The sequence below is a fragment of the Haemophilus seminalis genome (genome assembly GCF_006384255.1).
GTDB classification, from domain to species: Bacteria; Pseudomonadota; Gammaproteobacteria; order Enterobacterales; family Pasteurellaceae; genus Haemophilus; species Haemophilus seminalis.
The window spans coordinates 378591-392885 of record NZ_VCED01000001.1 but is presented as its reverse complement, the minus strand read 5'-3'; the positions used below and the strand labels follow the sequence as shown (position 1 = coordinate 392885).

Annotated in this window: 22 protein-coding genes; 2 read left to right on the top strand and 20 right to left on the bottom strand. The window is 41.2% G+C overall.

The window, feature by feature from the left end; translation table 11 throughout:
* Positions 1-312: 312 nt before the first annotated feature.
* The 5 genes from FE813_RS02030 to FE813_RS02010 all read right to left on the bottom strand — a co-directional run bounded on the left by FE813_RS02030 (position 313) and on the right by FE813_RS02010 (position 2557).
* Positions 313-771 carry a ProQ/FINO family protein gene (locus FE813_RS02030; protein ID WP_111395908.1) on the bottom strand — a complete coding sequence of 153 codons (459 nt, stop codon included), beginning with the start codon at positions 769-771 and terminating at the stop codon, positions 313-315.
* A gap of 124 nt (positions 772-895) precedes the next feature.
* Entirely contained in the window at positions 896-1159 is a 264-nt protein-coding gene (locus FE813_RS02025; RefSeq protein WP_065265033.1) for a hypothetical protein, read from the bottom strand.
* Positions 1149-1355, bottom strand: coding sequence for a hypothetical protein (locus FE813_RS02020; protein WP_139989273.1), 207 nt, complete (start codon positions 1353-1355; stop codon positions 1149-1151). The genes FE813_RS02025 and FE813_RS02020 overlap by 11 nt, the downstream gene beginning before the upstream one ends.
* A gap of 207 nt (positions 1356-1562) precedes the next feature.
* The gene (locus FE813_RS02015; protein ID WP_112082236.1) at positions 1563-1916 is read right to left on the bottom strand and encodes a contractile injection system sheath initiator; all 354 of its coding nucleotides are present in this window, start codon (positions 1914-1916) and stop codon (positions 1563-1565) included.
* Positions 1913-2557: a Gp138 family membrane-puncturing spike protein gene (locus FE813_RS02010; protein ID WP_139989272.1), complete on the bottom strand. Its 645-nt coding sequence runs from the start codon at positions 2555-2557 to the stop codon at positions 1913-1915. The genes FE813_RS02015 and FE813_RS02010 overlap by 4 nt, the downstream gene beginning before the upstream one ends.
* A gap of 69 nt (positions 2558-2626) precedes the next feature.
* Here FE813_RS02010 and FE813_RS02005 point away from each other — a divergent pair, with 69 nt between their 5' ends.
* Entirely contained in the window at positions 2627-2947 is a 321-nt protein-coding gene (locus tag FE813_RS02005; protein ID WP_139989271.1) for a type II toxin-antitoxin system RelE/ParE family toxin, read from the top strand.
* Positions 2937-3221, top strand: coding sequence for a helix-turn-helix domain-containing protein (locus FE813_RS02000; protein WP_053465044.1), 285 nt, complete (start codon positions 2937-2939; stop codon positions 3219-3221). The genes FE813_RS02005 and FE813_RS02000 overlap by 11 nt, the downstream gene beginning before the upstream one ends.
* 30 nt (positions 3222-3251) lie before the next feature.
* Here the strand turns inward: FE813_RS02000 and FE813_RS01995 are convergent, their stop codons facing one another.
* The 15 genes from FE813_RS01995 to FE813_RS01925 all read right to left on the bottom strand — a co-directional run bounded on the left by FE813_RS01995 (position 3252) and on the right by FE813_RS01925 (position 14290).
* Positions 3252-4109, bottom strand: coding sequence for a phage protein (locus FE813_RS01995; RefSeq protein WP_139989270.1), 858 nt, complete (start codon positions 4107-4109; stop codon positions 3252-3254).
* A 14-nt stretch (positions 4110-4123) separates the two neighbouring features.
* Entirely contained in the window at positions 4124-4249 is a 126-nt protein-coding gene (locus tag FE813_RS01990) for a hypothetical protein (RefSeq protein ID WP_257004065.1), read from the bottom strand.
* A 136-nt stretch (positions 4250-4385) separates the two neighbouring features.
* A complete protein-coding gene (locus FE813_RS01985; RefSeq protein ID WP_139989269.1) occupies positions 4386-4694 on the bottom strand; it encodes a phage baseplate plug family protein in 309 nt (102 codons plus the stop codon).
* Positions 4695-4699: 5 nt separating this feature from the next.
* The gene (locus tag FE813_RS01980) at positions 4700-5479 is read right to left on the bottom strand and encodes a phage baseplate protein (protein WP_139989268.1); all 780 of its coding nucleotides are present in this window, start codon (positions 5477-5479) and stop codon (positions 4700-4702) included.
* A gap of 5 nt (positions 5480-5484) precedes the next feature.
* Positions 5485-7575: a phage tail tape measure protein gene (locus FE813_RS01975; protein ID WP_139989267.1), complete on the bottom strand. Its 2091-nt coding sequence runs from the start codon at positions 7573-7575 to the stop codon at positions 5485-5487.
* Positions 7576-7725: 150 nt separating this feature from the next.
* A complete protein-coding gene (locus FE813_RS01970; RefSeq protein WP_139989266.1) occupies positions 7726-8136 on the bottom strand; it encodes a phage tail assembly chaperone in 411 nt (136 codons plus the stop codon).
* Positions 8136-8567 (bottom strand): phage structural protein, encoded by a 432-nt coding sequence (locus FE813_RS01965; protein ID WP_139989265.1) that lies wholly within the window; start codon positions 8565-8567, stop codon positions 8136-8138. The genes FE813_RS01970 and FE813_RS01965 overlap by 1 nt, the downstream gene beginning before the upstream one ends.
* Positions 8568-8617: 50 nt before the next feature.
* Entirely contained in the window at positions 8618-10126 is a 1509-nt protein-coding gene (locus tag FE813_RS01960) for a DUF3383 domain-containing protein (protein ID WP_139989264.1), read from the bottom strand.
* A 4-nt stretch (positions 10127-10130) separates the two neighbouring features.
* On the bottom strand, positions 10131-10634 hold the full coding sequence (locus tag FE813_RS01955) for a phage neck terminator protein (RefSeq protein ID WP_235898360.1): 504 nt from the start codon (positions 10632-10634) through the stop codon (positions 10131-10133).
* Positions 10558-10929 (bottom strand): hypothetical protein, encoded by a 372-nt coding sequence (locus FE813_RS01950; RefSeq protein WP_139989263.1) that lies wholly within the window; start codon positions 10927-10929, stop codon positions 10558-10560. Before FE813_RS01950 ends, FE813_RS01955 begins: the two co-directional genes overlap by 77 nt.
* A complete protein-coding gene (locus FE813_RS01945; RefSeq protein ID WP_139989262.1) occupies positions 10926-11438 on the bottom strand; it encodes a hypothetical protein in 513 nt (170 codons plus the stop codon). Before FE813_RS01945 ends, FE813_RS01950 begins: the two co-directional genes overlap by 4 nt.
* A complete protein-coding gene (locus FE813_RS01940) occupies positions 11439-11801 on the bottom strand; it encodes a DUF4054 domain-containing protein (protein WP_118807140.1) in 363 nt (120 codons plus the stop codon).
* A 9-nt stretch (positions 11802-11810) separates the two neighbouring features.
* Positions 11811-12725 carry a major capsid family protein gene (locus FE813_RS01935; RefSeq protein ID WP_139989261.1) on the bottom strand — a complete coding sequence of 305 codons (915 nt, stop codon included), beginning with the start codon at positions 12723-12725 and terminating at the stop codon, positions 11811-11813.
* A 10-nt stretch (positions 12726-12735) separates the two neighbouring features.
* Positions 12736-13176 (bottom strand): structural cement protein Gp24, encoded by a 441-nt coding sequence (locus FE813_RS01930; RefSeq protein WP_139989260.1) that lies wholly within the window; start codon positions 13174-13176, stop codon positions 12736-12738.
* A gap of 10 nt (positions 13177-13186) precedes the next feature.
* Positions 13187-14290 (bottom strand): DUF2213 domain-containing protein, encoded by a 1104-nt coding sequence (locus FE813_RS01925; protein ID WP_139989259.1) that lies wholly within the window; start codon positions 14288-14290, stop codon positions 13187-13189.
* Positions 14291-14295 lie beyond the last annotated feature (5 nt).

The following is a 14295-nucleotide window of genomic DNA, read 5'->3' as shown; positions in this document are numbered from 1 at the left end:
ATATTTTTAAGATGCCGCAAGTTGGGCGCCAAGTGGTTCGAAGGCTGCAGTAAGTCAGCTGGACGTATTCCCCTTTCGGGTATTGTATTAGTCGCCCACTCGGCATAGATAAGATGTGATTATGCGCAATGAATGTTTAATGGCAATAAACAAACAAGGTTACTAAATTTCACGCATAAAAAAACCGCTATGCTATCGGGAGCGGACTAACCGCTTACTGCTAATAAGGCTTCGACACCTTGAGCAGATAACTATCTGCTTGATAAAAATCATAATGAAAAAGCCCCTTGGGTGTCAAGGGGCTTTTTGTAATTATTCACTTTTAATTTTGGGCGTTCGTCTATGGATTACAACTACTTTACTTTTTTCAGGATTTTTCTGCTCAAGCAATTCAACTTTCTTATATTCAATCTTCGTTTCTCTTGCGAGTGCAATAGCAAAACGATATTCAGCATTGGCTTTGGAATTATGTTCGTTAATTTGATTTAATCTTTCTCTCGCTAGTTGCTTTTCTTCCGCAGTAATTAACCTCACTTTTGAACCATTAACATCTCTGATCCATTTTCTACGAACAAAACGTTTTAAATAGCTAGGTGAATCTAAATAATATCGCATAGCACCTCGAACTACTTTTGATAACTCATCATCACCAAGTACGGCAAGCATATCATCGATAATTGTAGGAACTAATGGTTTAGTATCGAAAAAGACATTTGGAAACCGTTCTTTTAACTTAGCTAAATTTGCTTTGATATTATCTCTTCGACCCATATCTTACCCCATAAAAAAACAGCTTCCATTGGGAAGCTTTTTTGTTAAGGTTTCGACACCTTAAAGCTAGATTATCTAGCTTGGGGAGGATACTAAGCTTTAAATTTTGCTCTGTCAACTAATATTAGTTTTTTGTTTCTGGGGTAAGATTGCCGTTTACAATATCAAATGCCCTATGATAACAATCGTAAAGAATTGAATACGCCATATCTGCATTTTTATCACGTTTTCCATTTTCTAATATATCCAACACCTCTTTTACGGCTTCAAGAGCTGATAATAAATTTTGTTTGGATTGAGAATCATTTTTTGTTGTCATTGCTAAATTAATGATCCCTGTACAAGCATTTAATGCTAGTTTTATTGCATTAATATCTTTAATTTCCATATTTTCCCCATACTCTTTTATTTAATGCATCACGTAAATGCCGCCCTGTTTCTTCCCAAGCATTGTTAAAATATTTATACTCATTCGGCTCTATTTCAATTGTAGAAGATACGGAAACAACGGGGGCAATATTTAATATGGAACCAAACCCCAACAAGAAATTGCTAATGCAATGGGTGTGTTTAGGTTTTTTCATATCCGTTTCCTTAAAAAAGTTAAAAATCCCTCCTTCAGCACAAAAACAAAAGCCCACAAAACCAAGGTTAAGTAGGCGCATTCCTTTCGAGTGCTGTTAAAGAGCGTGATCTATAAAAAAAGATCGCACTAGATGATAGATGAAAAGTTTTCTTTTTACAAGAAATTGCTTGCAATGACTAAAAAAGAAATAAAATCTTACCGCACTTTAAGCGTCATAACGTGCGGTTTGTTGTTGTCCGTAAATATCTTGGTAATCAATCGATATGGTCAGCTTGCGTGTATCTGCATCAAAATTAGCTTGATAATCGGTTATTCTGCTTACACCTTCAGTTTCCAACACATAGCGTTTTATTTTGATTTCCCAGTCTGCCATATTTACCCCACGCCCCATTTGTTCAAGCCAAGGTAAGCCATGCTCAAGGTCTAAAAACCAGTCATTAGCAAATGACCAAAGGCGAGTTTGTACATTTTGAGCAATGGCATCGGACTCTGTTGCGTAGTTCGAAAAGCCTTGCCCAAATGTCCAATCGTGCTCTTTATTAAGTCGTCTTACTCTCATTCTGGCACTCCTGTTTTACCGCCACTATCGCCTGTATGTTTATGGGTTTTGCCTGATATACCGCCCGCTGTTACATCCGTATCGCTTGAGATAACGCCTGTGGAGCTATGCGAGCCTGTTTGCGAGGTATCGCCCTGATGTTCGATATTTCCTTTAATCAAAATCGAGCCGTTTTTGATTCTGATGTATGTGTTGCCATCAAGGGTCTGCATGGATAACCCTTCGGTAAAAAATCCGCCAATAGCTTTCGGCACAGAACATATGCCAGGAATAAACATCGCATCGGATAAATCATGTAGCCTAAAATCTAAAGGCGTTGATGCGCTGCCGTTTTGCCACCATCCGTCAATGCAACGCTCAGAAAATATCGCTATCCCCTCATCGCCTGCTTTAAGCGGAAATGTCACTGCAAAGCCACCGCCACGAGGAAAGCTCACAGGCACATCAAGAAGTGGCGGTATATCTGCCCCACTCCCATCAACTAACTGCATTTTTATTTGTATCGCAAGTGATACAGTTTGTTTTGCTGGGTCAAAACTCACGACTTTTGCAGGAAGTGCTGTGTGAAGGTTTAATCGGTCCTGTTGGATTTGCCGATCTACCGCCGTTTCAGGTGTGGCAAGTGATTGTTCGTAGTTCATTAAATATAACCTTTGATTTATATTTTAAATGTGTTATGATTTGCATAACTTAAAAGTTATGAGGGTTTTATGTTCGAGTTATTATTTCACCCTGAAGCATTCGCCGAAATTGAAGCCTTATCTCCAATAATGCGAGCTAAAGCGTTAAATGCTCTGGATAAGTTAGAAACATTAGGCAGTGAGCTTCGTTTCCCGCATACGCGCGCAATGAGTAATGGTTTATTTGAACTGCGCGCCGGCAATAAAGATATTTCGCGCACCTTTTTTGCTTTTGCCATAGGGAAGAAAATTTATATCCTGCGCACTTTTGTTAAGAAAACACAGAAAACCCCACCGTCAGAAATTGAATTAGCTTTAAAACGTTTAGGAGAAATGACCGATGAAAGTTAAACCGATAAGTTACAAACAAGTAAAAGAGACCTTGCTTCAAGACGAAGAAACTAAAGCACTTTATTTGCAAGAAAAACGTATTGAGGAACTGCAATCACTACTCCAAGAAATGCGTATTCGTGCAGGTCTCACTATTTCTCAAGTTGCCGAAAAAATGGGTGTAACTCAACCGGCAATCAGCAAATTAGAAAAGAATGCCAGCCGGGCTTCATTTCTAACACTACAACGTTATGCGCATGCTTGCGGTGCCGAATTGCGTGTCGGTGTCATTTAATATAAATGACTGCACTTAACAAAAGTGCGGTCATTTTTTCCTGTCTTTTTTTCCCGATTTTTTAGGGTTTTCTACCTTTTGGAATTTGCCCCCAACAACCGTCATTTTGCTGTGCCAATCCCCACCGATACCATCGCCAGAATGCGCAAGTTTTACAATCTTGTACTCCCCATTGAAGTACTCAATGATAGATTCAACTTTCACAAGTCCGCCAATTTGTAATGCAGGGTTGAGTAAACAAGTCAGCTCTAATCCCTCATCGGTTTGCTCTGGCGCATTAATCATTCCTGTATCTTGGGAAATCAGTACGGCATCATCACTTAGCACTTTATCTTTCGGCAGGAAAATAAGCGAGCCATCTTGGATAGACCAATCAGCCTTATTATTGCGCGCAATTTTGGTGAGGATATCTCGGCTATTGCCGTTTAATACCCTACCACGAGGGAGTTTTCGTTGGTTGGGAATGTCAATGGCACCAGTCTGCACTTTAGGCATCGTCTTTTGCAATTCTTCGACAATCTGTTTGTCTGTTGCCCCTGCTTTTAATGTCGTTTTAGCTCTCGACTGAGTATAGGCTTGATGCCCATCTGAACACTCAAGCGTAAGGACAAAATCCAATCCCTCTCGTTGGATTCTTGTCTTGGTAATATCTCCCACATAGATTTGGCGTAACTCGCCATAACCAACCGATAAGGCGACTTTCTTATAATCTTGGCTTAATAATTGGTTGATATGGTCTCGATTTAAGTTCCACACTTGGATTTTAGCGGGATTAGGCTTTTCATTGATGGTTTTATCAATTTCAAACGCAACACGTAATTGCTCAATGCTTAACGTTTCTTGGTCGTTGCTAATGTCCAGTTTCCAACGTCTGCCAAATTGTTTCATTGTCTCTCCTCGCGCTATTTAGCAAGTTCAATAAGGACATTTGCCAACGGTGTAATACATAAAGCAAACAAGCCAAGCGCAACGATAACAATAGAGAATGCGATTGCACCTCGCATAATCGGACTTGCATTTGTTTCCATTTCTAACCCCTCTTTTAAGTGTATTTTTAACTTAGTTTTGCTATACTTACTCAAAATTTGTTCCTTCTTTATTGGGAAAGTTGGAATAAAAAACCCCGATAGTGCCTAGCTATCGGGGTTATTTTTATCTATTAATTTACGATGCCTTTTCGCCTATATACAAAAAGCATCGAGTGCCCAAATCTTCCATGCTCATTGGGTCTAATTCAGCACCGCTTTCATCGTCCAAATAGAAGAAATAAGGCTGCGTACTGCGAGCCAATAATGGCACTCCGCACGCGAGCGCATGACCTCGGCAAATCTGCTTTTGATTTACTGGCTCAAATATATCCATCGCCCAAAACTGTCCAATACTATTAAATCGCAAGGTTAAGCGGATTTTTATGCCGTTAAATTCAAAGGTTTGCTCCTGATAAGGATGTTGTGTCAATGGAATTTTACGCATACGTCTTACCACCATTTAAAAAGATTGAAAAGCGAGGAGGTTCTTTTAGGTGTATCGTTCTCTGGTTGAGTAGAACCTTGCTGTGATTTTGTTGCGGATTGAGCCGCTGCTCGACCACTTTTACTCTTGCCCGATGCAGATGATTTAGATTTAGCTGCTTTTGTCTCAACAATAAATATCTCACGAGCCGTTATGGTAAATGTCGCACTGCCATCTTGTGACTGATTGACCGCTACAGATTGGATTAGCATGTTTTTGTACAAGTTAATCCCTGTCTGTATATCAATGGTTTCTCCCGATTTCTGACAAGCGACAAGGTCGGCATAGCATTTTTGCACCCTACTATCCCCTGCACTGCTATCAAGCAATCCGCCTAGCCCAAAATCAGGCAAAAAAGGGGCAATGGTTCGCGCTTGATTAAGAATGCTCTTCGCTTGACTATACGCACCTGCAACTTGGCTAATCGCTCTTCCTGCTCTTGCGATAGCTTGCGATGTTTGAGTGATAACCTTAACTGGCAGAGGGAAACTATTAAGAAAGTCTATCCCGCCACGAATATTGCCGATAAACGGAAAGTCTAAACCAAAAGTCGAATGGTCGTGATCAACCATTACACCATTAATGGTAACTTGTTTAGGCTGAATAACCGCATGGTCAGCAATGGCTGCGCCTGATTCAATCGGGTTTTCTGTAATAGATAAATCTGACTGATGGTCCTCTGTTGTAACCACATCGAATGTTATTGTGCCAATACTACGATTGGATACTTGAGCAAAATTTAACATAGAGGCTACCCCACAACAGGTGATAGTTGATTATTGATCGCGCGAGCCGATTGGTCTGCCACTGCTTTTGGATTGTCCGTACCTTGAATATTTTGCGTAATGGTGATTTTGTTGTTGCTATTTTTGACACTGTTATCGGCATTTGAAGTTTTATTATTGACTCCTGCCGCAGCAACTTGTGGAGCCGCTGTGTAAGATGGGTCAAACATCATTGTGTCATAGGCTTTCGTATTTTGACTTGCCGTGCCTACCTTTTCGCCACTATCACTAAACCACCCTTTTATTGTATCAACAATCGGTGCGATATATTGGTCGTAATAGCCCTTAACCCAATCAAATGCACTTTGGAATGGCTTTTTAATCCAGTCTGTGACTTGAGCAAACTTGGTCTCGATAACATCCAAATCTAACTGTTCGCCAGTAAATAAATTCCATAAACCACCAACAAGCGCGAGCCCAAGTTTAAATGGTAACTCAAGCATATCTGTGATGAGGGATAATGTTGCACCAATTGGATCGACGCTAAAATTATCGACAAAGTTTTTCCACGTGGATTTTACCCATAAAAGTGCGCTCTTAAATGGCTTCCAAAATTCACCTAATGCCGTTTCTCCGCCTTCAAGATAAGTGATAAAGTCATCAACAAGTAAAAACAAGGCTGCAACGCCCGCTATAATCAATGTGACAGGGTTGGTCGCAAAAGCTAATAACATCCGTCGACTTAACCATAATAATGCTGCACCTAATGCATAGATTGTCGTTTTCCAACCAACTGTATATTCAACAACATTATCAATGGCTGCGGCTAACTCAAACAAGAATGAAAGAATTTTGCCAAAGCCGTTGAGTGTGGCCTTGATAAACTCATTATTCTCGATGAACCATTTTGTAAACCGCTCGGCTAATCGCTGAATGGATGGCGCGACACGGAGTGATACATATTCGCCAATAGCCGTAAATACTTGAGAAACCTGCGTCAACGCATCTTTAAAAGCGGCGGCAGTTTCTGCATTTTCAGCATTACCTACGCCAAGTGTGAGCGCACTTGCAAGGGCGATTTGTTCTTTCAGCTCATCATTACCAAGACGCAAGGTTTGAATCATCGAACCATCAATGCCGAGTTTCGCAAGCATCGCAATTTGCTCTTGCTCGCCCATTGCTTTCATCTTGTCCGAGATTTCACCTAGTATTTCGCTTGAGGTTTTAACATCCCCATTCGCTTTTTTGGCGCTTAGTCCATATTGCTCAAATGATTTAGCCCCTCGACCGATACCTGTTGCTGCCTCGCCTATAACACGAGACAATCCCTCAATAGAGGATTGAGCAGCCTGTGCGGATGAGCCATTAACCTCTGCAACCTTACCTAAGTTGTAAATTTGGTCGGCTGATTCGCCCGTGACAGCTGAGAGCTGCTTAATTTCATCGAGTGCATCAAGATTAGCATCAACAAAATTCTTCACCCCGATTGTGGCAGCGTAGAAAGCTGCACCAAATGCCGCAACTTTAAGTGTGGTTTTATTGATGCTAATGCCAAGCAATTCAAATTTATTCAATAATCCGACTGCGCCATATTGGGTCGCCCATAAGTCAATGATATTGTCAGATAAATTTTCTGTGCTTTTGGCGTTATCTTCTACGGCTTTTGTATCTTTTTCGGTAGCATCGGTTTTCTGCTCAATCGCAGATTTGAGTTTGCCAATAACTTTCTCAACCTGCTCTGCACTTAACCCCGCCTCTTGTAACTCTTTCGAGAGCTGTTCGGTGTTTTGAAGAAAGCTCTCACCAAACTCAGATAAGAGCTTATCCCCCTCGATGAGTTTCTGCACCCATGCATCTAAGGCTTCATCTTCAGAAAGATTTTCTGTTTCGTCTTGTAGTTTCTCAAGCGATGCAAAAAACTCGCTGAACTCAGGCATGTCTTTGACTTGCTCGGTTGCTTTATTCGCAGCCTCTTCTAGCGCTTGACCAAAGGCGCCTAAACTTTCTGCAGCATCTTCAGTGCCATCTCCAATTGCATTGAGGAATTGCTCAAACTGTTGCATTGCTTGGCTATCCGCATCAATGCCGATTTTAATCAGTAGTTCATCGAGTAGCATTGCGTTGCTCCATTTGATTTAATTCAACAATGACTTCATGGAAAGATAAAAGGTCGGTTAACGAATAAACCGACCTTAATTCGTGTAGTGAACAAAAATTTTTTACAATGGGCGTAAAAATAAACCAGTCAACTTTGCTGTCTGACTGGCTTATTTCTTCGCTTTTAGATTGGCTTGAATATTGCTCAGCAATCCGCCCCCACCGATAAAAAAATCAGCAAATTGATACATCAACCCTTCTTTCAATACTGGGATTAAATGCCCACGGTGTTGGTTAAAATGGCTATCAAAGCGTTCAGACAGGCGGTATAGTTTGCCATCTTGCTCACATGAGGTATGTTTAAGCACGATATCCTCAAGCTCTTTAATGCTTGGGTCGCCTAAATTCGCCAACACGGTAGTTAATACGCTTGCACCGAGCTTTTTATTGTTACCTAATGATGATAAATCGATGGATTGCAATAATTTCATTGCATTTTTGAGTGCAGTCCATGCTGTCATCGCATTAGCTGGCGTCATCGTATAGGTGACATTTTCAATATTGATTTGTTTGCTTTCCATTATTGAACACCTTTTTCAAGATTCATCGTTATTTTCTCAAACACAATCGTCCAAGTCGTCGCATTGTGTCCATTTCCACGCACGTAAGGCGCAGGCGTGGTGAAATACCCTTTACTTGCCGTGACAACATCATCATTGATTAAGTCGCGGATAGCGAGAGTTATCGGTAAATAGGTTTTAATACTGGTTTTTTGTTGATTAAACAACTTAGATAAATAGGCGTTATCCTCAGAATGTTGTTTAATTTTCAGGGTTAATTTACCTGATTGGTCAGGGTTTGCGATAAATACGCCCGTGCCATTCGCACCAATAACCATTTGCCCCGCATCAACTTGGTTGGTCGCATTAATCACATCTGAGCCGTCTGCCCAGTCACTTATTTCTTTGCCGTCTAATAACACGACAACTTGTTTTGGATCGAAAACTGCCATTGTTTTTCCTCTAGTAGAATAAAGCCAAGAATTTCTCCTTGGCTTTTGAATTATCGGTTATAGTTAACAATCACATCGCTTGAATGGATTGCGCCGGCTAATTTCACTGCGGTTTGAATTGGTGTCGCACGGCGTTGCTCACGGTCGCTATCAGATAGCGTATCCATTGGTGCTGCCCATACATAGTAACCTTTCTCAAGATAATCACCTGTCGTCAAGTTACCAAAGCTATCGCCCGTCCATTGACCTGGTGCGAAAGCGCCATTGTTTACACCTTCTAAGCAGACTTTCTCAACCGCTGCAATTAATACCGCTTGGCCTTTGTCTGTTAATGGGATTTTGGTCGGTGATTTATACAATCGAGCAAATACTTCTTTTTGCACCGCGTCAGTAAACCAGTCTAAGATAACAATTTCATCCGCAAATTTACCGCCCATCACCGTACCTTCAGCAATCATTGCCACATCATCAAAATAGGTGTACACATTGATGCCTAAGCGTTTAGCCTTTGAGAACTCTGTTGCCGTAATTTCATCAGCCGTAATAGTTGGTTGTTGCTTGAATTTAAGCGTTAAGGTTGAATTGTTTGCCGCAAAGTTCGTTGATAATAAACGAGCCAATGCGGAAGAGGCTGGGTACATATCGTTTTTATCGAACATCGCTAATGTGTGATCTAAACCTGCATCATATAATTTCTTATAGATGTTATCAGCAGACCATTCAAGCTGTTCAACGCGAATAACATTCGCACCAAACATTTTGGTATTAGCTTGTGCGTATTTTGCAGCAGATTCCACTTCACCATCAGTAAGCTGTGCAGCAAACGTAAAGCCATACCACGCATTATTCACTTCGGCTACGTTAAATAATGCCTCTGCAACGGTTTCTTTTTTCAAAGAAATTGATGCCTTGCCTACTTTTCGGCTTGCTTGGCCATTTTCTAATTTAAGCAATGAGCCAATATACTCACCGTTACCACCACTATTAAAGGCGTAATGGATTTCGGTCGCTGTATCTTCTCCAGCGTTGTTAGATGTGATGATAAAACGTTGTCCTACGCTATCGTAAGAGATAGATAAAGATGAAGGAAGTGCTGTCAATTTCTCTTGGATTTTAGCTGCAATCGCATTGAAATCTGATGCATCAGCAAAAGATAGCCCATTTACTTTCTTGGTTTCAGTGCCAATAGTTAATGTAAATCGACCATTTACAACCGCTTTAAAACGCTCTAAATCATCCGATAAGGTTGCACCGCTTAATGTGTTTTTGGTTGCATCAATGGTTGCAGGTTCTTTTTGCCAACGCGCAATAATTAATTGTTTTGCACGAGGACTTTGAGCAAAAAATGGCTGTGCCGCTTTCGCTGTTTCTGAATTTGTGCCGAACAACTGTTCTACATCACGTTGATTTTCGACATAAACATAACGCGTAGTCGCATCAGCAAATGCTTGTCCTGCCTCTGGCGTGAACAATGCTACGATACCGAATGATTTACGCGTGGCAGATTTTGGCACAGTATTTAACTGTACATTGACAATCTGCGAGATAGATAATGCCATAAGGCTATCCTCCTATTTGTTGAATTAAATGGTTTGTGCGTTGTTCAACGTTTTCTATCGGATCTAGAGATGTATCAACAATGTGATGATGGCTAAATACAACATCAAACTGCCCTCGTTCTTCATAATCTGCCCCAACGGTAGCCGTTAAATTACGGACATCTGAAAAACGAATCACGCCCCAGTGATTTGATTTGAGAAAGGAAAGAAACGCTGAACTTTGGAAAATGGCTTTTAGCTTGTAACACTGCGCAATGGAATTTCGACCGAAACAAGAGACACTCACTGTGCTTTGCATTGACTGAATGATACGCTCACGTTTGCCGTCAAATTCTCTCGTAGCCTGCCCTATTTCATTACTTGTCATTAAATCCACGGTAATAAAAGCAGGTAAAGGATTTTCAGGGAGCCAGCCACCAATAACAGCGCCATTAGGTAACTGTAAAGCCTGTTGAATCCACTTTCGCAGTTTGGCTGTGTCTAACGCCGATATTGTTGTGGTATCCATATTTTCCCCAATTTGCTACTGTTTTTATTTTGTAGGTTTCCCCCTCATAAATAACCAAATCACCTATTTTTAACGGCTTAATGGTGTAGATTTTTATTGAGGGGATAAAACGCTCACCTTCTGGCAATAACAACACATCATTAGGAGAGATCGGCATAACAATGGCAGTCACGCTTTCATCGGTATAACTCGCCCCGAACCCATCAAATGAATGCTCACCTTGCAGATGTTTCACGGTGACAACTTGGCTAAATTTTCTATTCAGAAAGCGAGGATATTGATTGATTAAACTCATTTAACGATACCTTTTACAGAACCACGCAAGTGCCCATCCCATATGAGTGGGTTTTTCTCAATACTTTTGGGATCTAATGTTGCTCTAAGTTTTTTCCTGCGTTTAGGATCTTTAACATCCTTAAGTTTCCATGCTATTTTGGTTGAATCTGCATTTTCAATCCATTTACCTCTTGCTATATTAAGCTGGACATCACCTTCAGCCTTAATCGCTAACTCTTTATAAATTTGCGCAATGTCCATCCCTTCCTGAAAATACTGAACAAAAAGTGCTGTATATTTCTCTTGGTTTTCTGAGAGCGTTTGGCGCAAGAAAGGGCGCGATGGGATGCGCTCATTACCAAATTCCAATACAGCCGCCAAAGAGGCAAGATTAAAATTCCCCGCTCCCTCTACCGGTTCATCAAACTCGGCAGGAAATCCAACGTAAACCGCTTTGTCTTTATCAGCCCTCAATCGCTCAATTAACGCTTTTGCTTGCTCAAAATTCCCCGTAATTTGCACCGCCATTTACGCCACCATTACCCCAATACCAACCAATTTACGTAATCGCAAATACTCTTGGCCATACGCCGTTAATTGATAATCTGCATCAGTTCCCGTCAGTGTTGGCACGGCATAGCTCACAGATAACTCACCAGCACTTTCACTGGCGAGATTCCGATTTGCTCCACCGCCACCTTCAGTTGTCCAAAGCGACAAACGTAATAGATGAGCAGTCAATGCCAACACGCCACGTTGGTAGAGTTTTCCCCAACGAGATTGACTTACTTCCATTTCTGCATCCGATAAAAAAAGGTCGATTTTTGTATAATCGACCTCATTAAATTCAGGATAGCGCTCAAGGAATACATCCGTATCAAATGTTGGCATAATGACTCCCTAGTAATCTACGTAAAGTGCGGAATCTGGCTCCATAAAGGTTACGCCACCAAATGCCATGCGTAAGCCAGATTCATAAGCTAATAAGCCTTTTTGTTGAGCAGCTAACACAGTTGGCGACATTGGGATATCAAAGATAACGTGTTCTTTGCTGTTTACATAAACCATTGCACGAGTTTTGCCACTTGTTACACGAGTACCAAAGTTTGATGGCAAGGCTTTAATTGCAACTTCACGACCTGCAGCCGCAGACAAGCTCTTAGTTAAGAACTCTAATGCAGTTGTGTCAGTATTATTGCGTTGCGTTAACGCTAAGTGCGCTAAATCAAGCGAATCAATCGCAAAGGTGTTTGGCGCTTCAATGCGTTTGGTTTTTTCCATACCTTGCAGGAAAATCTCCTTAAAAAATGCCACCGCTTTATCAAAGTCCATCGCTTGTACTTTGGTATTTGCGGCAGTGCCTTTGATGTTGTACACCTCAACAGATTTGTTGTTTAGCAAACCAGTTAAGCGAGTATCTTTTGCATGGCCTAAGAACGCCACTTTTTGTAAGGTTTGTTGTGCGTTTTTATTTAACGCCATAATTTTTGCGGTATCTAACGCTAACCCTAACAATTTACCCTGTTCAAGCTCTGGTGTTGTCCAGGTTACAGATTTAGCCCATGGCACAATGTAAGAGCGAGTAGGTGTAAAGCCAACTTCTACTTGGTCTAATGTGCTTGTGCCAGTAGTAATTAAACCATCATCAAGTGAACCATGCTCATCTGCGCCATAGTGTAGCTTTTCTGTAATGCCTACAGCTGTTTGTTGGTCAACATAGACAAATTGCGGGAACACAATTTCAGGATATTTAGTTTCTGAAATATCTTTGCTGACAGCCGTTAAGCCGTTTTGTACATAAGTTAATAATGACATTCATCACCCCTTATAATTTTGTAATCATCGCTAATTGACCTTTAACGTCAATCACGGTGTAGCCTGTTTCAATCGAATTTGCATCGGTTTCGCCTTGGATTGCGCCAGTTTTACCATCGCCACCCGTCGTTAATACAAACACTTTACTACCACGAGATACGGTTTTCTCTGGTGCAATATTGACCCAAATCGCATCGCCTGTACCAATGTGCATCACATCGACTAATTCACCTTCAGGCCATTCATCACGAATGCGACTTGCTAATACCACGCCAGCCAATATATCTGTTTTAGCAGATAAAGCTTTCACACCACCTGCAGGATTTAATGCCACAAATTCACCTGCTTTTACTTTACCTGTGACTTTTTCTGCTGTAGTTTTTGCACTTGCAAGATTGCCCTTGCCTAATTCACCTGCACGCGCAGGCGCTTGTTCGTAAGCATAACTCATCTAATTACTCCTAACTGTTGTAAGTTTTATTAAAATCGATAGACGGCGCAGCTTTATTCATCGCAGCGTCACCAAGCAAAATACTGCCAAGTGATTTGCGTTCATCCGCTAATTTAGCTACAACCGCTTTTGCAGTTTGATATGCGCCCGAAATTTCCTCATCGGATAATTTGGCGGCCTCATCTTTAGTAAAAATACCCTGCGCAACTACCGCACTTTCTTGAATTTCACGCACAGTCGCATTATCTGCAAAATTGACTTCTTTAAATGCGGTTTTAGCATCAGCCAATACAGCGGCTTGTTTTGCTTCTGCATCACGTTTTGCTTGCGCATCTTTTAACTGCTGAATTTCAGCGTCTTTTGCCGCTAATTTTTTTTCATACTCTTCTTTTTCCACTTCATCTTCCTTTTTATTTTCAGATTCAGATTTCTTTTCTTTTGGTTCGGTTGGTTGTTTGCCTTTTGGCTCTTTACCTTCTTCACCACCAGACTTTTCTTCTTCCTCAATTTGTTTTTTCTGTTCGTCCGACAACTTGATGCCGAACGCACCTAAAAACGCATCGAGAATTTTTGCGGTTTTCCCCATAATGGTTTTATCCTCATCGGCAAGTTTTACACTTCCACCGCAGCGACCCTTTGCCACAATCGCTACGTGGTTGCCGATCATCGGCGACATCTCAAAATCTGCATCTTGTACCGTGGATGGCTTAATATCGCAGTCATAACCACAAGATAATTGCTCAACACCATTCTCCTGCACGGTCTTAATGGCAGACTCATCATAAATCCAAGCCTCTGCCGTGAGCTCATCGCCCACTCTCTTAACATTGCGCACAACACCGACAGAGAGCTGTTTCCAGTTCTTCGCATTCACCCCATCTTTAGGGTGCCCAACGGTTAGTGTTGCATTTTCAAAACTCTTAATCGTTTCATCGCTAAACAAAGATCTCTCAGTGCGAGCGACTTTTTTAATGCCCTCTTCTTTTAAACCTAGTTCTGTGGCGAGATAATCAAATACCCCAACTTTCGAAATGGTTGCAGGCACAACTAAAAAACCCTCCTTAGTGATGGTTCTTTGTGTGGTTGCTTGAGTGGTTTTGTCTGTAAATTTCATTTATT